The sequence below is a fragment of the Shewanella sp. S1-49-MNA-CIBAN-0167 genome (assembly GCF_040310145.1).
In the GTDB taxonomy this organism is placed as follows: domain Bacteria; phylum Pseudomonadota; class Gammaproteobacteria; order Enterobacterales; family Shewanellaceae; genus Shewanella; species Shewanella psychromarinicola.
This window is the reverse complement of the sequence record NZ_JBEOPO010000012.1, coordinates 1-23,635: the sequence shown is the minus strand read 5'-3', so window position 1 is coordinate 23,635 and position 23,635 is coordinate 1. Positions and strand designations below refer to the sequence as shown.

Below are 23,635 nucleotides of genomic sequence, written 5' to 3'. Positions count from 1 at the left end.
GTTATTCTCCTAAAGGTATGGTTTTTTTGCCGCGGATGATGGCCTCAGGCTGTTCATCTAAGGTTTCGCTCAAACTGCGTAGTGATCGCGCGGCGCGGTGAATTTCTTCTAGCGTGTTATCTAACTTGATTAATAGCGGCGAATCTTGAGCAAGTGAATTACCCGCTTGGGATGTGAGCTGATTAATGCTTAATAATGTCTCGCGTAATGCCGTCAAACTGTGATCAAGTGATTGAATAACCTTAGGTTCATCTTGGTTCAATTGGACAAGTAGATTATCCAGTTTGACCAGAACTTCAGCACTATGTTGTCCTAACGTAGCCTGAGTCGTATCGATGTGAACAGCGGTGTTTTTGACTGCGTTAGCCGCACTGTCAAAGCTTTCCAGTGCCTGTTGTATTTGTCCGCTGGCAGCTATGTCGCTGAGTTGTTGGGCCAAATTATCAACATTATTGACTAAGCTTTTAAGGTTCAAAGATTGCAAATCTTTTGACAAGGATTCGAAATCAGTTTCTATGGTTGGCAGCTCTAATATGGCGTTGTTTCCACCATGAAACTGAGGCACAGTACTGGGATAAAAATCTAACTCAACATAGAGCAGCCCAGTTAATAAACTCTGATAATTCAACTGGGCACGTAAACCGTTATCGATGGCGTGGAAGAAAAACTCTTCGCCCACTTGAATACCCTTTAGATTGATGCGTTTCAACAACAAATTAGCATGAACAGCGGCGGTAATACCTTGGCTATTGTTATTGGGGAAATCGATACTGATATCGCTTATTTCACCGATCACAACCCCTTTTAACTTCACGGGGGCGCCCACCTGAAGCCCTTGGATTGAGTTGTTGAAAAACATCACTACGGGGGCTTTTTCGGCAAATATCCGTCCTCCAGAAAAGAATAACAGTGCAATAAACACTAAGATAATAGCGCCCAGAATAAAGGCACCAATCGCAAGAGGAAGTCGCTGGCTTTTACTCATGATGCCTCCACTTTGTCAGCACGATTGAGAAATTGTCGCACCCGAGGTTGGCTGCTGTTAAGTTTTAATTCTCTCGGATCGCCACAGTCGAGCATGGTATTGGTTTGATTATCCAGATACACACAGCGGGTGCCGATTGACAATATACTGGGCAGCTCGTGCGACACGATAATCACGGTCGAATCGAGTGCTTGGCAGATTTGCACTATTAAATGATCTAAGCGCATACAACTAATGGGGTCTAATCCTGCAGAGGGTTCATCAAAAAACAACAATTGTGGATCCAGTGCAATCGCGCGCGCCAACCCTGCGCGTTTGTGCATGCCGCCACTTAACTCGGCAGGATAAAATTTCTCGAACCCGGCTAAGCCAACTAATGCAAGTTTATAGGCCACGGCTTCAGCGATTTGCCGCTCCGAAAGGTCGGTATACAGTTGCAGCGGTAAAGCGACATTCTCAGCAAGTGACATACTGGAAAACAACGCCCCAGTTTGAAAGGTAATGCCCCAGTCTTTAAGCATAGCCACTTGCGCCGGTTCATCTGCGTCATAAAAGTTTTTACCTTGATAGCGTACTTCGCCCTTGAGCGGAGTTAACAGTCCTACCATTGATTTAAGCAAGGTCGTTTTGCCGCAACCACTTCCGCCAATGACAAAAAAGATATCATTCTTGTGAATGTCGAAGGTTAACTGTCGTTGCACTTCGGTAGTGCCATAACCGACACAAAGATTGCGAACACTGATAAAGGCATCATCAAGCATCATTAGATCCCTAATTTATCGAACAAAATATTAAGCGCGGCGTCAGAGACCACAAGAAAGACAATCGCCTTAACCACAGCGTTGGTGGTGGCTAAACCAACGGCATTAGAATCTCGACCGCAAAGAAGGCCTGCCTGACAACCCGCTATAGCAATCAGAAAGCCAAAAATGAGGCTTTTTATCAAACCGGTGGAAATGTCTACCCAATCGATCGCAATCTGGGTTTGCAAAATATATTGGGTGTAACTTACGCCCATGCCATTGGCAACAATCGCACCGCCGATCATGCCGATCACATCTGAATAAATACACATCAGTGGCATAATAAAAATCAATGCCAATAATCGAGGTAAAACCAGGAATTCCATGGTCGAAATGCCCATTACGCGCAGAGCATCAATTTCTTCATTGACCTGCATTGTGCCTAATTGCGCAGCATAAGCAGCCCCTGTTCTGCCAGCCATTATAACGCCTGTCATGAGCGCGCCCATTTCACGCACCATCCCGATAGCCACTAAATTTGCAACATACACCTGAGCCCCTAATTGCCGCAGCTGTACCGAGCCTAAATAGGCCAATATCATTCCCACAAGCAGGCTAATTAAGGTGACAATAGCCAGTCCTTTAGGTCCCGCTTGTTCTATAAAAAACACGATATCACTGCGACGAGTACTGGCTTTGCCTCTGAACCAACGACCCAATGCCAGTGAACTCTCGCCAACAAACACTAATCCGTCGTGTACTTGTAAACCTTGCACAATAAGCCAGCTACGTAAGGCTGCTAATAATCCGCCAATGGCAGCATCATTGGTTGCTTGATAAACAGGAACGTCGGTAGCAAGTTGTAGTAATTGCTGTAATCCTTGTGGGGTGTCTTTTACATTTAAGGCGATTTGTTGTTGTTCACACCAACGTGACAATTGTAATAAGGCAATGGCGAGACTTGAGTCCCAGTGCGACAACTCTGTGGTGATTAATGTGACGGAATGACAAACAGAGGGTAGCGTAGCGCAAATATCCGCGCCCAGTGGCGCTTGGCCCAATTGCCAATCACCCGTAAGATGCAGTGAACAGTTATCATCTTGCATATCAATGTGGAATGTAGCGAGTGTCATACTAGACCCCGAGCAAAGGGAAAAATAATGCTATTGGTTACGCTATACACGAACTAGGTTAATTCTTGTACTGATGATCAGTGTAGACCAATCACTCTGATTATATTTTGACCTTGAACATATTCTTTCATAAACAACAGATAAGGTTGCCGTGTAGCGGCGTCTAAAGTTCAATAAAAACCACTCCAATGCTTGAAAAGCACAGGGCATGGCGCAAGAAAAAATAAATAAACTTGCACCAACTAAATTTAGCGGTAAGATGTACTGTGTTTTTATACAGTACACGTTATAAGTGTGCGAGGTTGTCATATGCGCATTATTCCTATTGCAGCGAGTGCCGGTATTACTGGCTTTGAAAGCCCTGCAGCCGAATACCTTCAATTAGGCTTAAGTCTTGATGAGATATTAATCCAGCATCCCAGTTCGACTTTTCTTGGCTTAGCCCAGGGCGAGTCGATGCAAGGAGTGGGGATCTTCGATGGCGATTTATTGATTGTCGATCGCCATGAAACCGCGAAAAGCGGCGATGTGATTGTGGCTAATTTTAATGGTGAATTTGTGTGTAAAATTCTCGACATGCCACGGCGAATGCTAGTGTCATCGAATGAGCAATATTTACCAGTGACCATCTGCGACTATGATGATTTTAGTATTGAAGGCGTGGTGACCCGCTCAATTCGTTGTCATCGTCAAAGCCCACTGCTTGTAAGCAAATAAGAGTAGGTAAAATGTTTGCCTTAGTCGATGCCAATGCTTTTTATTGCAGTGCTGAACAGGTGTTTCGTCCTGATTGGCGTGGTAGACCGATGATTGTGCTCAGCAATAATGATGGCTGTATTGTGGCCGCTAATCGACATGCAAAAGAGGCTGGCATTCAAAAGTTTTTACCTTATTTTCAAGTTAAAGCCTTATGCGCCCAGCGCAATGTCATCGTTTGCTCATCTAATTATGAATTGTATGCCGATTTATCGGCAAAGATGATGGCAATAATAGGCCGTTTTGCCCCAGAGCAGCATGTGTATTCGATTGATGAAAGCTTTCTGTCTTTTAAGCATTGTTATCCCGCGATCAAATGCCTGCATACCCAAGGTCAGTTAATCCGCCGCGCGGTTTGGAAAGAAGCGCGCCTACCTGTTTGTGTTGGCATAGCCGAAACCTTGACCTTGGCTAAAATTGCTAATCACGCCGCTAAAAAAATCCAGGGATACCAAGGTGTGTGCGTTATCGAGACTATGCAGCAACGTACCGACATTTTAAAACAGTTGGCGGTTGCAGAAGTATGGGGAATTGGCAGGAAGATGAGTAACAAGCTTGCGTTAATCAATATTCGCAGCGCATTTGATCTCGCCTCTATGCCGCCCAGTCTTGCGAGAAAGCAGTTTAGTATTGAAATAGAGCGTACGGTGCGCGAGCTTAACGGCCAAGTGTGTAAACAATGGGATGAGGCGAGGGCTGATAAAAAGCAAATTTTCTCCACCCGCAGTGTGGGCGAGCGCATCACCGATTATGAGTCATTATTACAAGCGTTAAGTAAGCATGTTGGTATTGCGGCGCTCAAAGCGCGTCAGCAAGACTCCCATTGTAAAACCATGTTGCTGTTTGCGAGTAATTCCCCCCATGACGAACAGCCAGTAAGTTATAAAGTCATCGTACATTTTCCATGCCCAACCCATTGCAGCGTTGAGCTCACCAAAGCTATGACCCACGCTGCTCCAAGGCTATTTCGTCAAGGAGTACGCTATTACAAAATAGGCGTGGGCCTAGTTGATTTAGCCAGCGAGAAGCATTTTCAATTTGATTTATTTAATACCGCTAAGGTCACCCATGCGCTAATGCACACGCTAGATGGCATCAACCAACGCTACGGTCGCGACACTGTGTTTCTGGCCGCACAAGGGATAGAGCAAAAGTGGGCCATGCGCCGTGATTTACTAACACCTCAATATTCGACCCAATGGAAATGCTTGCCAAAGATAAAATGCTAAGGGGTTTTATTGGTTTTTTTATTCGTTTTTCATGATTAATGCCACTACAGAGCGAATAATCGCCCCGCTATTTTTATCGCAATAAGGTCAAGGGCACTAATGATTGTCAGTCAGATGTTTAGATAATTGATGTCGATATAAATAGTGCAACAGATCACAAACCCTAAATTAAAGCTGGCATATGCCATAAATAAGCGTATATATAGCATATGCTATTAACTGTAGTTTGGTTATACCAAGCGCTAAAATTCAGTTAACTATTAATGGGGCAGCCAAAAGCTATGTTAAGCCTATTTATCCCACCTCTTAACCCGAGTTGAAGTTACTTAAATCTGTGTGTTTTAAATTAATGGACGACTTAACTAATGGTAAAGCGTTGTTAATGCAAAATGCACATGAGGAGAAATGATGATTACCGCCATACCAATGAAAGACGAACATATTTCCAGCCATTTTAGCAAAGCTGATGAGGTGCTCTTTATTGACGATCAAGGTCAAGTGAAAGGGCGTTTTGCCAATCCTGCACTAACAGATGGATGTGAGGGTAAACAACAATTAGTCAGTTTGATACTGGCACATGGCGCTAATCGCGTGATCGTACGTAACATTGGCCAACAACTATTAGCTAAATTATTAAGTCGGCAACTGAGTGTTTTTCATGCTAAAAATGGTCGTACAGCAATAGACGATCTTGCCGGTGCTAATTTAGCTGACTGTGAGGAGTATACCGAGGCAAGTCAGGGACGCCCTTCATCTAAGCATATTGCTAAACAAGCGAATGGTGGTTGTTGTGATCATAATCATGCTGACGGAGAAGCGGGCAGTCACGATGGTCATTGCAGTGGATCAGAAATGGCGACAAAGAAACGTTGCTGCGGATCAGAAATGGGCACAGCAACCGCAACAATGAAAACGTGTTGCAATAAAAAGCATTCACTAATACATCAACATTAATGGTAACTATGGTTGATATTACGTCATTACAGCGCTGTTAGCTTTAGCTCATAGCGCTGTAATTTACGATATAAGGTCCGCACACTAATATTAAGCTTAATGGCTAATTCTGCTGGAGATCCTTGAAATTGCTGACAGACCTGAGAAAGATATGCGTACTCCACGTCATCGAGTGACATGAGTTCCGTTGCCGTTTTTAGTGTATTTTTGTTATCTGTCGATGTGTGGTTAGGTTGAACGCTTTCAGGTAAATCACTGCTGTGGATAATATCTTCGTTGGCAATCAGTGCCGATTGTTCAATAATATTTTTCAGTTCGCGAATATTACCTGGATATGCATAATGACTGAGCAGATTTAATGCGTTAGCCGAAAACCTTTTATGTTTGTATTCAGAGTACTTTATAAAATGATTTACGAGTCCTGGAATATCATCAAGGCGCTCACGCAACGAGGGTAAGTAAATGGGAAATCCGGCAATGCGGTAATACAGATCGCGTCTAAATTCACCTTTTTCAACCAAATCGAGTAAATTCTTATGGCTGGCGCTGACTAATCGAAAGTCGGAACGTTTTTGTTTTAATCCACCCACGGCGCGATAACATTGGGTTTCTAGCAACCTCAGCAGTTTAACTTGCATGTTCATCGGTACATCGCCAATCTCATCAAAGAATACCGTGCCGCCGTGGGCTATCTCAATCAGACCTTTTTTACTGGTGGTTGCCCCGGTAAAGGCTCCTTTCTCGTAACCAAATAACTCACTTTCGAACAGGTTTTCACTCAGGCCGGTACATTCAATAACCACAAAAGGTTTATCATTGCGGCTACTGGCTTGATGCACCGCTTTAGCGACGAGTTCTTTACCTGCACCGGTTTCACCTTGCAATAGCACCGCAATACTGGATTGAGATGCTCGGTTAATTCTGTTGAGCATTTGCTTAAACGGCGCAGATTGACCGACCATGGTGCCTTTTTTAGACTCTGTTGATGCATAATCAATGGCATCTAAAACCTCCAGATATCCCAATACCTTGCCACTGTTATCTTTAATGGGTTTCATTAAAATATCGCAATATGACTTACCGTGTGCAGTGCTATGAATATGCACGGCATTGGCAGCCCTTGCGGTACTCTGGCATTGTTGCAAAGGACACTCTTCACCGTGTTTATCACAAGGCTCATTACTGTGATGAGATATCTGATGGCATTTACTTTGGCCTAATATGACTTGTGTATCATACGTTTCTAAATAGGCTTGATTAACCGCATGTATAACATAATCTGGCGTAATAAATATTGCCGGTTTATCAATCGCGTTTATCATTGATTGCACAACAGTGGTGTTACTCATTTATCACTCTCGCTTACTGTACACATTAATCAGTTAATCTCTAAAGTGACATTATTAGCGCAATATTTGTCACTACAATGCCATATTTGTCAGTTCATAACCTAGCATGTGCCTCTCGCAAATATCAATGAATTTTAAGTGGCTGATTTTATATATTTTAAATTTGTCGGTGTAATATGGCACAAGCTTTGTATTGATCTTGCTATATGTTTTGTGATTGGACTCGGTCATAGGTTTTTTATAACCCTAAAACTCATTGAGATTAAACGATTTTAAATAGAGGAATAACAATAATGCGCTTAACACACAAACACACACAATCATTGATTAAGGCTAGCCAAATGGCCGGCTTAATCATGCTTATGAGCGTCTCGACGGTAGGACAAGCTGAATCATTAACCGAGCAGCAAGTGCTTGAACAACAGGCCAATCAACGAATTGCCGAATTTAGCCAAGCACTGAAAGGTCATTTAAAGACAGCCATTAAGCAAGGTGGATTAACCAACGCAGTGTCGGTGTGCCAAGCGGTAGCACCTGCAATTGCAGCAGAAAACTCAAAAGAGGGCTGGACACTTACCCGGACCAGTTTGCGAGTGCGTAATCCAGCCAATACGCCCGATGCTTGGGAGTTAACACAATTACAGCAATTTGAACGTGTTAATGCTTCAGGACAGCAAGCTGCTGATAAACCCATTGTGGCGAGTGAGTTTATCGTCAAAGATGGCAAAACACAGTTTCGTTATATGAAGGCGATACCAGCGCAACAATTATGCTTAGGTTGTCATGGTAGTAATATTAATCCTGAGCTGAGTACTTTGATTAACAAAACCTATCCTAATGATAAAGCAGTTAACTTTGCCCTCGGTGATATTCGCGGTGCGTTTTCATTACAAAAGGTTATCAATAATCAAGCCGCATCGGTTACAGCAACAACAAAGCCGTAATCAAAGCTGAAGTAATATAAGCGAAAGACCTAGAAGCGAGGACGCTGCGCGGCTTATAGCAAGAGCCTAGGACGCTTCGCTGCTAGGTGCTAAAGCAAACAGCACAGCGACCCATGGGCTGTTTATGGTGGTGGTTTACGTTAACATTATCCTGCCTTTACGATTCCTTATCAGTCATTTACAAAATGATGTTAACCATTATTGCTAATATTGATCTGAGACTTTATCTAACAAATGCATTGGGTATTTTGTTGGGAGTTAATTGTTATGAGTAAAATCCGTATTGATCCTTTTTATCATCATACTAGTCATGCTATTACCTATGTGGTGACCGATCTTGCTACTCGTCAAAGTGCGATTATTGATCCCGTTTTAGACTTCGATATGGCCTCTGGTACTATAAGTACATGTTTTGCCGATAACATCATTGATCATATCGATAAGCATGGATTTGAAATTGAATGGATTTTAGAAACTCATGCACATTGCGATCATATGTCTGCGGCGTGTTATATCAAGACCAAACGCGGGGGAACAACGGGGATTGGTGAGCACATTACTCAAGTCCAGCACACCGTTAAAAGATTGCTAAATCTCGATGAGAGCTTTCAGTGCAATGGCGAGCAGTTTGATCAACTGTTTACCGATAAAGAACTCATTAAATTGGGTCATTTAACTATTCACATTATGCATACACCCGGACATACACCTGCTTGTGTGAGCTATCTCATTGAAGATGTGATATTTGTCGGTGACACATTATCTACGCCAGAATGGGGTACTGTGAATACTGATTTCCCCAATAGCAGCACGACCACCTTGTATCATTCAATTAACAATATATTAGCGTTACCTAATTGTACTCGGGTGTTTATAGGGCATGATCCCCTTGGATACAAACGCCAAGATAATATATTTGAAACATCAGTGATTGCGCAGAAAAGGTATAACTGCGTTGTCGGCGGTAAAGTGACCCTCGCTGAGTTTGTTCAGCGACATCAACAACGCCACATTGATTCTGATATACCGCATCTATTGTTAGCGGCAATCCAAATTAATATTCGAGCAGGTAACATGCCACCAGCAGACCGTAAGGGTAACGCTTACCTTAAAATACCGCTTAACCAGTTGTCATAAATCGATTAGCCATTAGAAATCAGCAATCAGTCATGATTAATGAGCAATAAACCACAACATGCTGGTTTATGTTGGATGCATTTATACCTTATGAGGCACTAACGGAAATTCATCTTGTTGCCATTGCATCATGCCACCAGCGACAGACAATGGTTTGGTAAAGCCCATATTCTGTAATGATGCTGCGGCAAGTGCTGAACGACCACCCGTACGGCAAATAAGGTATATGTCTTTTTGAGCTAACTCAGTTAATGCTAATACCCATTCACAGTGATGACTCACCAAAGGATGTTCATGAATTTTCATCTCTAATACGCCACGAGGAAAATTTATTGCACCTTCTATGTGACCTGTCAGAAACTCTTCATGCTCACGAACATCAATGATCACCACATCTGGTTTACTCATCGCGGTATGTAATTCATGAGTACTCACTTCCCTAATATTCGCTTTGATTTCACTTATGTATTCTTGAGCTGTTTTCATGTGTACCTCGTGATATTAAATGATAGATTTTGATAACATAAATAGCGCCATCATGACTAAAAAGACGGCAAATATTTTTTGTAAAATGGCTTTGGGTAAATATTGGCTTATCCATTGACCTGCAATACTGCCGACAAGCCCGCCGGCAATCATGATGGCGATAACCGACCAATCAAATTCAAGTCCTTTGTTTGACAGCAAGCTGTAATATTTAACAAAGCCCACCAGTGAATTCATGGCAATAATCACCAAGCTGGTGCCTATTGCCAGCCACATTTCAATACCACCGAGCAAAACCAGTGCTGGGACAATTAAAAATCCACCGCCAACGCCAACAAATCCGGTCACGACACCGACAGCTAAACCTTGTGAGAGGATTTTAATGATATTTAGTTCACCCGCTTTACACCTGCTAGATTGATTACGCCACATCATGACGGCGCCAATGAGCATTAGCATGACAAACACCATTAGCTGTATGTCGCTGGTGACAAAGGTGCTGGTCCATGCACCTAAATAAGTACCCGCCATGCCGGGTAAACCAAATAAAAATACATGAGGCCAAGAGACCTTTTTTTGCTTAATAAAACCAATACTACTGATTAAACTTATCGCTCCTACGATGCATAATGATGAAGCAATGGCTAACTCGGCTTGCATACCAATAAGGTATAGCAACACCGGAACCGTAAGAATTGAGCCTCCAGAGCCTAAAACACTTAACACGAAACCAATTAATAATGCGCCAATGATTGCTTGTATCATCTTGATTACTCTTAGGCTTAAAGGATATTAATGGGTATTTTTAAATACACAGTGCCGTTGTCTTCAGCCGCTGGTAGTTGCCCTGCGCGAATGTTGACTTGAATCGCTGGCAATATCAGCCTTGGCATGGTTAATGTCGCGTCTCGTTGTTGACGAAGTGCCACAAAATCTGCTTTTTTCATGCTGTCGTTAACATGGATATTGTGTTTTTTTTGTAGGCTTACTTGGGTTTTAAATTGGTGGTCACGGCCCTCGGTCGGGTAGTCATGACACACATAAATATCGGTGGTTTCAGGAAGGCTGAATAATGTCTGAATTGAATCGTATAAGGTATTGGCATCACCACCAGGGAAATCGCATCTGGCGGTACCCACATCAGGCATAAAAATAGTGTCGCCAACAAAAGCCGCTTGCTCATTAACGATATATGCTAGATCGGCTGGTGTATGGCCCGGTGTGTGCATAATGCGAATCGTCATATCACCCACTTTTAGGCGGTCATTATGTTTAAATAACCGGTCAAATTGGTTGCCATTAGGCAAAAAACCTGGCTCTAGATTAAAAATCGTTTTAAAGGTGTCTTGTACTTGAGTGATGTGTTCACCAATACCAATTTGGCCCGCTATTTTGTCACGCAGAAAACTGGCGGCAGATAAATGGTCTGCATGGGCGTGGGTTTCCAATATCCATTTAACCGTCAATTTCTGGCGGTTAATCCAATGTAAAACACGTTGCACACTGCGGGTATCAGTGCGGCCCGATTTATAATCAAAATCTAAAACAGGGTCAATAATCACTGCATATGAGGTCGCATTATCGGCTACGACATAAGTAAATGTTTCACTGTCTTCATCTAAAAACTCATGCACACTAAACGTCGAATTCATCACAAACCTCCTATATAAATGATGCACAAGGACTCGCGCCCCTGTGCTGGTAAAGGCTTAAAGCGACTTTTTACTAAAGTACCAATCTGTGTATTTAAACCCTTGGCTTAAACGGGCCTTGGCTTCTGCTGTGGTGGCTGGTGGGGGGACTATCACGTCATCACCAGGCTGCCAGTTTTCTGGGGTGGCAACGCCATTGGCGTCACTGGTTTGCAATGCTTTGACTAATCGAACAAATTCATCGATAGAGCGGCCATTACTCATTGGGTAATACACCATGGCACGTAAAATACCCTCAGGATCAATAATGAAGGTCGCGCGGACGGCCGCGGTATCACTCGCACCGGGTTGGATCATGCCGTAGGCTTTAGCCACTTCCATTGATAAGTCGGAAATAATAGGGAAGGTAATTTCAACACCGAAGTTTTCTTCAATATTCCGTACCCAAGCGATGTGTGAATGAATACTGTCGATGGATAAACCTAATAATTCGGTATTAAGCTGGGCAAATTCTTCTGCACGTTGGGCAAAACCGATAAACTCTGTAGTACAAACAGGCGTAAAATCAGCCGGATGAGAGAACAATACTAGCCACTTGCCTTTATAGTCAGTGAGTGAACGCATGCCATGTGTGGTCTTGGTATTAAATGCCGGAGCGGGTCGGTTTAATTGTGGAAAAGAAACAATAGAATCAGTCATGTTATTACTCCAAAAAAGTGGTTAAGTTAATCCAAATCTAATCTATAAAGTAGATTGCGAACATACTTAGTAATAGCAATAGCTGGGCCAACATCAGTCAGATTAAAATAAAAATAACAATACTTATTAAGCTTATGATTATAAACAGTTTAATGTTTTTATATTTAATTTTAACGTCATAGTTTTATTAAGGAAATCATAAATTGTCATTTTATTGTGTCAAATATGACATAAGCGACAAAACTGACTGTGTTAATTGTCGCTGTGGGTCGAAGAGTATTGCTACAAATGCTATTAGTGGTGAATTGAGGCATGAACAAACAAGGCGTATGCGCGAATATCTTCACTAAAGAGAGCCAGAACAAGGTTAGGGCAGCGTGCAAACGACTCAGAACATCATCTGGTGTAACTTAACATCGCATTTTATGAATTAAAGATAGCATCAGCGAAAGAGAGAAAGTATTGCTGATGCTATTGAATATAATTTAATTAAGTCGACAGGGTTATACAAGGACGTTTGTAACGTTATCTCATATTATCCAAAAACTTGATTTAATAGCGCTGTTGGTTTGCTTGTGTTGCGTTATCGATTATTCACGTAGAACAAATAACCTTTAGTAGTGCAGCTTAAATATCCAGTTAAGTAACCACTAAATAATCAATGAAATTTGCTAGTCAACAAGTAAGGGACTGAATTTGGCTAACTCAGCTGCATTACGTACCTGGAGCTTTTTAATTATTTTTGAACGGTGAACCTCTATGGTTCGCAACGATACAAACAGAATATCTGCCATTTTCTTATTGGTTTTTCCATCAATTAATAGATGTAGCACCTGATTTTCTCTTTCGGTTAGGGTGCTGTAACGTTGCCTTAATTGCATTGCTTCAAATGTGTATTTGCTAGTAGCTAATGCTTTCTCTATTGCACTAACAAGCTCTATTCCTTTTACCGGTTTTTGAAAAAAATCACAGGCACCTTGTCTAAATGCCTGAACCGCCATCGGCAGATCACCATGGCCGGTCAGAAAAATAATCCCTAACGGACTTTTACCTTTGACGAGTGTTTGTTGCAATTCTTGGCCGGTGATTTCCGGCATTTTACTGTCAACAATAAGACAGCCTGGCTGAGATATATCACTATTGGCAAGGAATTGATTAGCTGATGGGTATATTTGTAAGTTGAAACCGTATTGCAAAAGCATAAATTGCATTGAATCAAGGATCGCGAGGTCATCATCAACCATAAAAATATTGTTTAAATTCGGCATTTGGCTATAAGTTATTTAAGCATAAGTTAATTGATTATAAATACAGTGTAATCCTTGTTATAGATTGAGCAAATTGTAGATGAGTTTTTTGTGCGACACGCAACTTTTTTGTTTCTATAACTGCATTAAACTAGCCTTTATTGTGCTGTATTGACATTGATTTAGGTGAAGCTTACTGATGCGTTTTGGACTGTTATTATGGTTTATATTGGTTTTTCTGTTGGTTCATTCAACAGCAACGTTTGCACTGTCTGCCAAAATTGCGCCAGTCGCTCAACAGCAAGCTGCAAATGAAGATCCTGTTCAGGTCCATTACCGTGTTGCGGTATTAGCCAACTATGGTGTGGCTAAAAGCATACAACGCTGGCAGCCATTAATGACCTATTTAACCAAAAGAGTAAAAAACGCCAGTTTTGAAGTGGTGCCCTTAGATTTTAATCATATGAATGATCAGTTACTTAATGGTCAGGTGCAATTTGTCGTCACCAATCCTGGGCATTACTTTAATATGAGTAGTGATTTTCCTATTTCGTGGTTAGCCACAATGAAAAGCAATCAGCATAATGGCAGTACTTTTGCGATTGGGGCGACCATTATTGTTCGCAGTGAAAGTCCATATAAGACTCTTGAAGATTTGTCTGGGCATTCCGTGGTGGCCAGTGACCCTAGTGCATTAGGCGGTTATCAAGCCGCAATAGGGTTAATTAATTCCAAGGCTTATTCGACAAATAACTTTTTCGGTAAAGTGACTTTTCTCGGTTTTCCATTAGAGCCGTTAATTTACCAAGTCCGTGATGGCACCGCGGATATTGCCATTACCCCATTCTGTACTTTAGAGCAGATGGTTAGAGATGGCTACATTAATGCTGCCGATTATAGAGTCATCAATGATGTCACACCAGAAGGTTATGAATGTGCAGTGAGTACGCATCTATATCCTAATTGGTCGTTTGCCTCGTCAGATGCTGTGCCATTAAAAGTGAGAACCGATATTACTCGCGCATTGCTTTCAGTCAGTGCGACTCATCAAGCTTCAATTGTGGGTCAAAATCGAGGTTGGGCAGCACCCATTAGCCAATTTCAAGTGGTGAAGTTATTTAAAGAACTTGATATAGAGTCCAATAAAATGCCGGTTTATTTACAAGTTTGGCAATGGATTAAACTGAATCAAAAGTGGGGCTTTGGTTTATTAGGTTTATTTGTTATCGCAACAATTTATCACTTATGGCTGGAATATAGGTTTAGACAAAAGAGTGAAAATTTATTAAGCAGTGAACGACAATTAAAAAACAAAGCATTGCAATTAGAGCGTTTACAAAGTGCAGCCATTTTGGGCGAGATAGGTGCGGGCTTAGCCCACGAGCTTAACCAACCTATTGCTGCGATAACACAATATAGTGAAGGAGGTATGATTGAGCAGGCCAATAATACTGGGGAAGATTCTAAACAGTATCAGTTGCTCGATAAAATACACCAACAGTCGATTCGTGCCGGTGAAATAGTCCATAGAATAAGAGGCTTGTTGCAACGAAAGAACGCTGAAGCGACCGAGTTTTATGTACACGAACAATTAATGATATGCCTAGAGTTACTCGAGCATGAGTTTAAAATTCATAATATTAAACTCAACACTCAACTCACTAGTACTGACATCAAATTAACCGGCGATAAGGTGGGCTTCTGCCAAGTATTAATTAATGTGTTAAAAAATGCTGTTGATGCCATGTCAGAAAGAGGTTTCTCAGCAAAAATCCCTAACCGGATTAGGATTGATTCATATATTGTTGACCATAGATTGAAATTGAAAATTTATGATAACGGTATTGGTTTGAGCTGCTCTGCAGATGATTTTAAAACGAGCTTTTTCTCCACTAAAGAAAACGGTTTAGGCTTAGGTCTCGCCATTTGCAATGATGTCATTATGCAGTTTGGTGGCAAAATAAATTTATCCAAATGTAAAGATGATCCAGATTCAGCTTGGCAAATGGGTTGTCGGGTATTAATCGATATACCGTTAAATAACTCTGCTAATTAGCCTATTAAGAATTCGTCTTCCGCTTTTATATACTCTCGTAATATGTTGCTATCTCTTTAATTGCGCGCTGAAACCGTGATATCAATCAAATGATTATCTTCGATGTGGTTTACCACAATATCCTTAAGTTATTGGTCGGTTAACAATCTGTTTAGCGATGGTGCTTATTAGTTTATAAGTTTTGATAAGTTCCATTAATCATACGTTAACCGTAATAACTTCGCACCTCGTCGAAGGTTAAGAGGCAATCATGATTGAGTTAAATCGGCGTCATTTTTTGAAGGGAGCTGGGGTCAGTGGTGCATCTTGTGCGCTAGCAAGTATTCTTCCTGGTTCACTGGCAGCATTAGAAAAACAACCTCTCAAAGGTGTTTCCTCTGAAGTGGCCAGTATTTGTGAGATGTGTTCCACTCGGTGCCCTATAAAAGCGCGCATAGTTGATGGGAAAAATGTCTTTATTACCGGCAATAAAGAAGCCAAATCATTTGGCGGCAAGGTCTGTGCCAGAGGTGGCGCAGGTCATAGTTTACTTTACGATCCACAGCGGATTGTTAATCCATTGAAGCGTGTTGGTGAACGTGGCGCGGGTGAATGGATTGAGATTTCTTGGGCTGATGCTTATAAAGAAATTGCAACCAAAATGAACCAAATTAAACAACAATATGGTGCAGAAACCATTGCGTTCTCATCTAAGTCTGGTTCGCTTTCTGGTCATATATTTCATCTGGCTGAAGCATTCGGTTCGCCAAACACATTTACCCATGCTTCAACCTGTCCAGGAAGTTATGTGGTGGCCGCTAAGGCGATATTTGGCACCAAAATGAAGCGCGATTTGAGTAATTCTAAATACATTATTAACTTTGGTCATAACCTTTATGAAGGCATCAATATGTCTGAAACCAGAGGAATGATGCAAGCGCAAATGGATAAAGGCGCTAAATTAGTCGTATTCGAACCACGTTTTTCCATTGTGGCCGACAAAGCAGATGAATGGCATGCGATACGTCCTGGTACTGATGTGTCAGTTGCTCTGGCGCTATGTCATGTTTTAATTTATGACAACTTATACGACCGTGATTTTATCGAAAAGTTTGTAGTGGGTTTTGATGAGTTCGCTGCAGAGGTCGAGCAATACACGCCAGAGTGGGCCGAAACTATTTCAGATGTTTCTGCTAGTGCCATTCGCCGTATCGCTCACGAATATGCTAGCCATGCGCCACATGCGGTTGTCGACTTTGGTCATCGCGCTACTTTTACCCCTGAAGAATTCGATATGCGCCGTGCGTTATATGCTGCCAATATATTAATTGGCAACATTGAACGTAAAGGTGGTTTGTACATGGGTAAAAAAGCACCCGGCTACAATAAATTTGCCGGTGAAAATATCGCCCCAGTGTTAGCTACACCAGGTGTTGAAGGTATGCCTAAATCTTCAGCAATTCGTATTGACCAGGTTGAAAAGCAATACGCAATGATGTGGTCTTCAGGGGGGATTTATCAAACCATATTGGATGCAACGTTAGAAGCAAAACCCTATCAACTAAAAGCATGGGTGATGAGCCGCACTAACCCTATGCAGACTCTTACAGACAGGGCCAAAGTAGAGCAAACGCTTAAAGCGTTAGATTTAGTGGTGTCGTGCGATCTTTATATCAGCGAAACCGCAGCCTATGCAGACTATATTTTGCCTGAGTCAACCTACCTTGAACGAGATGAAGAAATACAAGATAAATCAGGCAAAAATCCTGCTTATTATGTGCGCCAACGTGTTGTTGAAACTATTGGGAATACACGCCCAAGCTGGCAAATATTCAAAGAGTTAGGCCAGTCTTTGGGACTTGATAAATTTTATCCTTGGGAAAATATGCAAACGTTGCAATTAATGCAGCTTAATCGTGACCATAGCTTATTGGAAAACATCAAAAAAATGGGTTATGTCAGTTATGGTAAGCCATTGATGCTGCGTGAACCTGAGATGATTGCAGCGTTCGTTAAGGCTTTTCCAAACGCGAGAAGTGTTGATGAAGATGGCAGCTATGCAACGGCAATGAAGTTCAAAACCCCCAGTGGAAAAATTGAATTAACATCGCAAAAAATAGAAGACATGGCACCTGGCCGAGGCGTGATTAAGCATCGAAATGTGCAACTAAAGCAAGCTGACGAGTTTTATTTTATCCAAGGTAAGGTTGCCGTACATACCAACGGCGCAACACATAATGTGCCAATGCTGGCCAACCTTATGTCTAACAACGCAGTTTGGATCCATCCATTAACCGCTGGACGATTAAATATCCACAGTGGCGATGCCATTCAATTAATCAGCAGTGTTGGCAGTGAAGAAGGAACCGCTTTAGTGACTCCGGGCATTCGCCAAGACACGGTATTTGCATACATGGGCTTTGGCTCTAAAAACAAAGAGCTGGTAAGGGCAACAGGAAAAGGTATCCATTGTGGCAATCTGCTTCCGAATGTCATTGCGCCCATTTGTGGCATGAATTTACATACCACTGGTGTCAAGTTGGTAAAAATTTAGCCGGTAAATAATAGATTTGGAATCTCCTATGAATAAACGATATGTCATGGTGCATGATGAAAACAAATGCATCGGCTGCCAAGCTTGTAATATAGCTTGTCGAAGTGAAAACAACGTACCCGAGGGTGTCACACGCTTGCAGGTTAGGGTGGAAGGGCCTTTTGGTGAAGCTCCTCATCTACATTTTAAATATAATCGCGTGTCCTGCCAGCAATGTGAAAATGCACCGTGTGTCAGTGTTTGCCCAACAGGAGCGGCTTATATTGATGAAAATGGATTAGTGTCAATTCATAATGATAAGTGCGTCGGTTGTCAGTATTGCGTGGCGGCATGTCCCTATAAAGTCCGCTTTATCAATCCAATCACCAAGGCTGCAGACAAGTGTAACTTCTGTAAAGACACTCGCCTAGCCAGAGGTGAGCAACCCGCCTGCGTCACAGCATGTCCAACAGATGCGTTGTATTTTGGTGATGCTAACGATAGTCAAAGTGAGGTTGCACTATTACTTAATACTAAAATAACCTATCAAGAAAAAACTCACTTAGGCACTAAGCCTCGTGTGTATCGTATTCCAACTAAACGAGGAGGGATTGAGTCATGAATAATACATGGGGCGATATGGCGCAATATGATCCGGTGACATGGAACTGGGTTATCGCAGTCTACTTATTTATGGCCGGTTTATCAGCAGGTAGCGTACTCATTGGTATTGGTATGCGTTGGTACAGCCGTGATAAGCAAACTGAAAGTCCAATATTAAAAGCTGCAGCGCTAATTGGACCGGTGGCAATCAGTTTAGGTTTAGCTTGCTTGGTGTTTGATTTAACTAAACCGTTTCATTTCTGGCTGATATTAGTTAATTATAACTTCCAGTCTGTTATGGCAATAGGTGTTGCAGCGTTATTGGCATATTCACCACTGGGTATCGCCTATGCGCTAATCGTGCTTAAGGATGATTTACCTAAGTGGAAGCTGGGTTTCTTATCCGGCATTGCCGATTTGCTAATGCCGTTCCGTAAGATTATTGAAGTCTTGCTATTCATCCTTGCTATTGGGGTTGGCGCATATACTGGCTTTTTAATCTCGGCGATGAATGCTTATCCAATGCTCAACACTGCGGTATTACCTGCACTATTTTTAGTGTCGGGATTATCAGCAGGAGCAGCTGCTAACCTTGTGGTGGCGTTATTGATGTTTAACACCGATACCCATAGCCCTGAAGTTGCCAAAATGCACCGCATTGAGTTACCGGTTATCATTGCTGAAATGATGTTTCTAGTGATGCTGTTTAGCGCACTCTATTTCACTGGCGGTTCAGCCGCTACTGCGTTAGCATCGTTAAATACCGGTATTTGGGCAAGCGTGTTTTGGATTGGGGTGGTTGGAATTGGCTTCGCTATTCCATTATTGGCAATGCTATTACCTTCGAGCGCTCGCCACAGTAAAGCCTTAATGTTGACCGTGGCATGTTGTAGTTTGACCGGGGTGTTAGCCCTTCGTCACTTCATTGTCTATGCTGGTCAAAGCTATATTAGTTAGAGAAATACGCTAGCTTAACGTGTAGAAAGTGTGCTTCATTTAACTTCCTCTCGGACTTGTCTGAGAGGAAGTTTTTTATGGGTAATACAAAAACGCTTATTTCAACCGCTATGACTGAAACGTTCGGCTGTTGCTGAAGATCTAACCCGTCTTCTGGATGAAATGTAAACCATATCAGTTAGCAATGTGAAGCGGGTCTTGATTGTGGTTGTGTAGCCTATACTGCAGGCTAATTTACGTTTATATTTTGCAAACAAATGCACCACTTATCAGGGGCAATACGCTAATGGATTTGGCTAAACTTTCCCGTATCAGCATGAAACATTTAATCACTTTACATGTGATGCTTGATACCCTCAGTGTAACCGCCAGTGCAGAACGGTTATGCTTAAGCCCATCGTCGGTCAGTAAAACCTTGAGTCAGTTAAGAGAAAGCCTGAATGATGAATTATTCTATCGACATGGCAACTCACTTATCGCCACCCCCTTAGCGCGAAGGTTAGGCCCAAGCGTGCAGCAAATGATCAATGATATAAACCATATCATGAGCCAAGATGTGTTTAGTCCTGCCGATTATCAGGGGCGATTTTCACTCGCCATGCGAGAAAGCACCTTTGAACTGCTGGCCGCCAAAATAAGCGCTCATATTCTCAATTTGGCGCCCAATATCCATTTAGATATTTACAGTAAAGACAATATTGGTTTTGACGGGCTACTAAAGGGATCGTTAGATTTTATCATTTTACCCCATGATCTAAGTCAACCGACTAATATAGACGAAGACTTAAAATGGGAAACCTTGATAAATGATGAGATGGTTTGCTTAATGAATTCATCACACCCATTAGCTTTGCAGCAAGACATCAGCCTCGATGACTATTTGCATTTTAGTCACATCGGCATCACAGATACCGACCTAAGCACGCCGTATTTTGATATTTTGCTGGCTCAGCAATCCAAAAAGCGCGCCGTACCCATTTCGGTGGCAGACTTTGGCAGTGCAGCGCTAATGTGCCATCACAGTGAACTGCTATTTACGTGCTCGCGCCGCTGGGCGTCAATGGCCAAACAAGCCCAAGGATTGATCATTAAAACATTACCCATAGATTACGGCAAAGTGGCTTATAGTCTTGTTTGGCATCGCCAGAGTATGAACGACCCTGCGCACCGCTGGTTGTATGAGCAAATATTGCTGTGCAGTCGCTAAGCTGAATTAAATGCGCTTAGTTAAATTAATTAAATTGAATGTACTCAGTTACATTAAATGTACAAGGCCGGCAAGGCGATATTGCTTACGCCTCGCTGGGTAAGTTGAGACGCTAAGGCTTCGATATCGGCTTGGGTGCATTGCGGCCATGTCGAAGCAACTTGTCCGACACCGTGATGGTGAAACGCATTTAACTTAACTCGGGTATCGCTGGGTAGCTGCTGTAAATATGTCGCTAGGGCGTTAATCTCCACATCATAATCTGTGATCCCAGGAATGTGTAACAGTCTCACTTCATAAAGCTTATGATGCTGAGCAAGTAACTCAATGGATTTAAATACCGGATGATTATCACGGCCGGTGATGTAATGGTGGGTATCTTGTTGCCATGCTTTTAAATCAACCATAGCGCCATCTAAAAAAGGCAGCAACTTATGCCAACCCGTTGGAGGTAAACTGCCATTGGTGTCGATCATGCAATTAAGATGTGATAAGTGCTCAGATGACTTAATCGCCTTAAACAGCTCAATGACAAAAGGTAATTGCAGGCTGGCTTCACCGCCGCTGACCGTAATACCATCAATAAAATGCCGTTGACTGCTAATGACCTCAAGCATTTGCTCAATGGTATAATTGGACGTTTTGGGCGTTGACTGTTTAGGGCATACCGCAAGACATGTATCACATTGACTGCACAGCGAGCTGTTCCACACTATATGCGACTTCTCCTTTACCACAGCACCTTGCAACGCTATGTCATATGAAAGAGCGTCTTGTGACGCCATGAGTGTCAGTGCTTGCTCAGGGCAATGTTCAACACAATCGCCACAAGCATCACACAAGCTTATCGTGTGAGGATTATGGCAGTTTTTGCATTGATAATTGCAGCCTTGCAGGAAAATTACCAATCTACTGCCAGGCCCATCGACACATGAAAACGGCAATATTTGGCTTACAATGGCGTGTTTACTCATAAACAAGAGGCGACTGTTCGTGAGCAATCACCCGAGCTTGGCGCTGTAATATCCCTGTATTGGTAGCAGCCTCGGCGGCTAAGCCCGTGGTGTTGGTACGCGAGCCACATTGCTTAAACGTCTCAATGTCTGAACGTTTTACCATATAGCCAGTCACGCGGACTAAATCATTATTAGCAACATTGGCGGTAAACTCTCTAAAACCTGAGCTAAGAGCGCCTTTACAGAGTTGGAACATAGCTTGAGGATTAGATTTTACAGTTTCATCTATGGTGAGAATATCGCTAATCCCAGCGGTATAATACTGATGATGTTTCGCTAATGCTTGAATATGGCTAATGGGATCGGGCTCTGTACCATAGGGAATACGAACCCCTGGGGTTACGCCTTTATCCAGACTAATACCGCTTTGAGAATGTAATAATGCTCGGCCTTTGTAGCCATAGGTCACCGGCGTCGATTTGACAATTTTATCTAATGCGGCAGAGATCCTCAGTCCGAGTTCATTTGCTTCAAGCTCGTGTCCATAACCGTTACCGGATTGATTAACACTGTTTGTGGATCCTACGTCGGCTAAACCACGCGTGGGCAAGGCTTGTAAAATATTGACCGCTTCAGCCATACCATAAATCCCAAACATTGGTGCAAACCGTGACTCATCAATGAGCTGTTCTTTAACTAAAAAACTATCAAAAAAATGTGATTGTTGATGTAAAAAGGCCGAACGCGCTTCAATAAGCTCATACGTGAGCTGACAATAATGAGTTAACGTTTGCTCAAAAAAATCAGCAATGCTGGTGGCTTTGATGGCAACTTGCTTAAGGTTAAGTCGTACTAAGGTATTGGCGCCGCCAGCTAATGGTAAAGCGTTATAGCAACTGACAATCCCAAAACCCCGCTCATCGAACGTTTCGGCATGTAATGGGTAATTAGCAATGTGAGGTTTACTGCACTGACAAATATTGGTGGTGGCGAGCAGTAATAAATCATCTGGGGTGACGGCGGGGTCGTACATAAAGGTTAAATTAGGTGCAATTTGCTGTAACTCGGCATCAATTCGCAATATGGTCCGACAAATAATATTATCGGTCGGACCTATATTCACATGCATAAACGCATCGGGTAAGGTTCTATCAAGTAAAATCCAAAAGCGTTTTAGTTTGCGATAGATTGCATCATTATCAAGCCCTAGGGTAAAAGGCATTAATAACCCATCCAATTGGCCTAAGTACACCGGAATATTGGTCACCGACGGCACATGGTGATAAAGAATGGTTAATGCATTTAAGGCGTCATCAAAATCTTCAGCTGGCGCTAATTCCAAATACTCGGAGCCTTGCTGAAGGTATTTAGCATAATCGGGTAACACATAACGCGGCTTAAACGGCGCATGGCCTTCAAACATATCGCAGATAATGCCGTCCGTCATCGCATTATTAACCTGCTCAGATACCGCCACATAAGGCAGGCTGTTTTCAGCTTCTAATGCCAAATAATTCGATTTTTGCTTAGGAGAAAGTTGAGGGTGGCTGACTATTTGAACAATATTATCTTGTAATGCCATGATGAAATTCCACTATTTTTATGAGCAATGATATTAAGACCAATGCTGGTAACCATTGTTGATAACCACCAATCTACTCAGTGGCGGAGGTTTTCAACAGTGAAAATAGCCGAAGCGGCTATTGATAGAATCGAAATCCGATGATGAAGATCACAAGCTAAATTCTAGAATGCTTTATTTTTGGGTGAATATATTAATGCAAGGTAAGCCCTATAGGTGTCGACTATTATATTGTTCATCGTCAATGGAATTAAAATCTCATCAACAGAGCCAGAATGCTTTAGGTCATGTTAAATATTGGTATTCATAATCTTTCATATTCGTTACTTATTAGTTCATATCTAAATCAGTAGTTATTCATATATTTTACATATATACTCAAGTGAATTCAAACTGCAGGTTTTAATTTCTGAAAGTTATCATTAATTGTATCACCGAGTGTATCGGC

Annotated in this window: 21 protein-coding genes; 10 read left to right on the top strand and 11 right to left on the bottom strand. The window is 42.2% G+C overall.

Annotation, left to right across the window (positions count from 1 at the left end; translation table 11 throughout):
* Window position 1: 1 nt before the first annotated feature.
* The 3 genes from AAEZ00_RS07400 to AAEZ00_RS07390 are packed head-to-tail and all read right to left on the bottom strand — an operon-like array spanning window position 2 to window position 2,861.
* Window positions 2-985, bottom strand: coding sequence for an MlaD family protein (locus tag AAEZ00_RS07400; protein ID WP_124011460.1), 984 nt, complete (start codon window positions 983-985; stop codon window positions 2-4).
* Window positions 982-1,749, bottom strand: coding sequence for an ABC transporter ATP-binding protein (locus AAEZ00_RS07395; RefSeq protein ID WP_233768528.1), 768 nt, complete (start codon window positions 1,747-1,749; stop codon window positions 982-984). Before AAEZ00_RS07395 ends, AAEZ00_RS07400 begins: the two co-directional genes overlap by 4 nt.
* Window positions 1,749-2,861 carry an MlaE family ABC transporter permease gene (locus AAEZ00_RS07390; RefSeq protein ID WP_124011459.1) on the bottom strand — a complete coding sequence of 371 codons (1,113 nt, stop codon included), beginning with the start codon at window positions 2,859-2,861 and terminating at the stop codon, window positions 1,749-1,751. The genes AAEZ00_RS07395 and AAEZ00_RS07390 overlap by 1 nt, the downstream gene beginning before the upstream one ends.
* Before the next feature lie 309 nt (window positions 2,862-3,170).
* Here AAEZ00_RS07390 and AAEZ00_RS07385 point away from each other — a divergent pair, with 309 nt between their 5' ends.
* The 3 genes from AAEZ00_RS07385 to AAEZ00_RS07375 all read left to right on the top strand — a co-directional run bounded on the left by AAEZ00_RS07385 (window position 3,171) and on the right by AAEZ00_RS07375 (window position 5,800).
* On the top strand, window positions 3,171-3,578 hold the full coding sequence (locus AAEZ00_RS07385; protein ID WP_101031607.1) for a LexA family protein: 408 nt from the start codon (window positions 3,171-3,173) through the stop codon (window positions 3,576-3,578).
* A gap of 11 nt (window positions 3,579-3,589) precedes the next feature.
* Window positions 3,590-4,846 carry a Y-family DNA polymerase gene (locus AAEZ00_RS07380; protein WP_124011458.1) on the top strand — a complete coding sequence of 419 codons (1,257 nt, stop codon included), beginning with the start codon at window positions 3,590-3,592 and terminating at the stop codon, window positions 4,844-4,846.
* 405 nt (window positions 4,847-5,251) lie between these two features.
* A complete protein-coding gene (locus AAEZ00_RS07375) occupies window positions 5,252-5,800 on the top strand; it encodes a NifB/NifX family molybdenum-iron cluster-binding protein (protein ID WP_124011457.1) in 549 nt (182 codons plus the stop codon).
* A gap of 26 nt (window positions 5,801-5,826) precedes the next feature.
* Here AAEZ00_RS07375 and AAEZ00_RS07370 read toward each other — a convergent pair whose 3' ends face one another.
* Window positions 5,827-7,149, bottom strand: coding sequence for a sigma-54 interaction domain-containing protein (locus tag AAEZ00_RS07370; RefSeq protein WP_351088490.1), 1,323 nt, complete (start codon window positions 7,147-7,149; stop codon window positions 5,827-5,829).
* 293 nt (window positions 7,150-7,442) lie between these two features.
* On the opposite strand from AAEZ00_RS07370, the gene AAEZ00_RS07365 reads away from it, so the two are divergent.
* Together AAEZ00_RS07365 and AAEZ00_RS07360 are read left to right on the top strand one after the other, a co-directional pair.
* Window positions 7,443-8,093 carry a Tll0287-like domain-containing protein gene (locus AAEZ00_RS07365; RefSeq protein ID WP_124011456.1) on the top strand — a complete coding sequence of 217 codons (651 nt, stop codon included), beginning with the start codon at window positions 7,443-7,445 and terminating at the stop codon, window positions 8,091-8,093.
* 267 nt (window positions 8,094-8,360) lie between these two features.
* Window positions 8,361-9,230, top strand: coding sequence for an MBL fold metallo-hydrolase (locus AAEZ00_RS07360; protein ID WP_101031599.1), 870 nt, complete (start codon window positions 8,361-8,363; stop codon window positions 9,228-9,230).
* 81 nt (window positions 9,231-9,311) lie between these two features.
* Here the strand turns inward: AAEZ00_RS07360 and AAEZ00_RS07355 are convergent, their stop codons facing one another.
* The 5 genes from AAEZ00_RS07355 to AAEZ00_RS07335 form a co-directional block, all read right to left on the bottom strand.
* Window positions 9,312-9,716 carry a rhodanese-like domain-containing protein gene (locus AAEZ00_RS07355; RefSeq protein ID WP_124011454.1) on the bottom strand — a complete coding sequence of 135 codons (405 nt, stop codon included), beginning with the start codon at window positions 9,714-9,716 and terminating at the stop codon, window positions 9,312-9,314.
* Window positions 9,717-9,731: 15 nt separating this feature from the next.
* The gene (locus AAEZ00_RS07350; RefSeq protein WP_206191805.1) at window positions 9,732-10,481 is read right to left on the bottom strand and encodes a sulfite exporter TauE/SafE family protein; all 750 of its coding nucleotides are present in this window, start codon (window positions 10,479-10,481) and stop codon (window positions 9,732-9,734) included.
* A 17-nt stretch (window positions 10,482-10,498) separates the two neighbouring features.
* Window positions 10,499-11,368 carry an MBL fold metallo-hydrolase gene (locus AAEZ00_RS07345; RefSeq protein ID WP_351077688.1) on the bottom strand — a complete coding sequence of 290 codons (870 nt, stop codon included), beginning with the start codon at window positions 11,366-11,368 and terminating at the stop codon, window positions 10,499-10,501.
* A 57-nt stretch (window positions 11,369-11,425) separates the two neighbouring features.
* Entirely contained in the window at window positions 11,426-12,067 is a 642-nt protein-coding gene (locus AAEZ00_RS07340) for a peroxiredoxin (RefSeq protein ID WP_124011452.1), read from the bottom strand.
* A 671-nt stretch (window positions 12,068-12,738) separates the two neighbouring features.
* Window positions 12,739-13,335 carry a response regulator transcription factor gene (locus tag AAEZ00_RS07335; RefSeq protein ID WP_101031591.1) on the bottom strand — a complete coding sequence of 199 codons (597 nt, stop codon included), beginning with the start codon at window positions 13,333-13,335 and terminating at the stop codon, window positions 12,739-12,741.
* A 178-nt stretch (window positions 13,336-13,513) separates the two neighbouring features.
* Between AAEZ00_RS07335 and AAEZ00_RS07330 the strand changes: the two genes are divergently transcribed.
* The 5 genes from AAEZ00_RS07330 (at window position 13,514) to AAEZ00_RS07310 (ending at window position 20,649) form a co-directional block, all read left to right on the top strand.
* Complete coding sequence (locus AAEZ00_RS07330) at window positions 13,514-15,370, top strand: sensor histidine kinase (RefSeq protein WP_124011451.1); 1,857 nt, start codon at window positions 13,514-13,516, stop codon at window positions 15,368-15,370.
* A 250-nt stretch (window positions 15,371-15,620) separates the two neighbouring features.
* Window positions 15,621-17,903: a thiosulfate reductase PhsA gene (phsA, locus tag AAEZ00_RS07325; RefSeq protein ID WP_335687749.1), complete on the top strand. Its 2,283-nt coding sequence runs from the start codon at window positions 15,621-15,623 to the stop codon at window positions 17,901-17,903.
* Window positions 17,904-17,931: 28 nt separating this feature from the next.
* Complete coding sequence (locus AAEZ00_RS07320; protein WP_124011449.1) at window positions 17,932-18,504, top strand: 4Fe-4S dicluster domain-containing protein; 573 nt, start codon at window positions 17,932-17,934, stop codon at window positions 18,502-18,504.
* The gene (gene nrfD / locus AAEZ00_RS07315) at window positions 18,501-19,442 is read left to right on the top strand and encodes an NrfD/PsrC family molybdoenzyme membrane anchor subunit (protein ID WP_101031583.1); all 942 of its coding nucleotides are present in this window, start codon (window positions 18,501-18,503) and stop codon (window positions 19,440-19,442) included. The genes AAEZ00_RS07320 and nrfD overlap by 4 nt, the downstream gene beginning before the upstream one ends.
* A 286-nt stretch (window positions 19,443-19,728) precedes the next feature.
* Window positions 19,729-20,649 carry a LysR family transcriptional regulator gene (locus tag AAEZ00_RS07310; protein ID WP_124011448.1) on the top strand — a complete coding sequence of 307 codons (921 nt, stop codon included), beginning with the start codon at window positions 19,729-19,731 and terminating at the stop codon, window positions 20,647-20,649.
* Between the two features lie 53 nt (window positions 20,650-20,702).
* Here AAEZ00_RS07310 and AAEZ00_RS07305 read toward each other — a convergent pair whose 3' ends face one another.
* Window positions 20,703-21,623: a YjjW family glycine radical enzyme activase gene (locus AAEZ00_RS07305; protein ID WP_351088489.1), complete on the bottom strand. Its 921-nt coding sequence runs from the start codon at window positions 21,621-21,623 to the stop codon at window positions 20,703-20,705.
* Window positions 21,616-23,187 (bottom strand): YjjI family glycine radical enzyme, encoded by a 1,572-nt coding sequence (locus tag AAEZ00_RS07300; protein WP_351088488.1) that lies wholly within the window; start codon window positions 23,185-23,187, stop codon window positions 21,616-21,618. Before AAEZ00_RS07300 ends, AAEZ00_RS07305 begins: the two co-directional genes overlap by 8 nt.
* Between the last annotated feature and the right edge of the window lie 448 nt (window positions 23,188-23,635).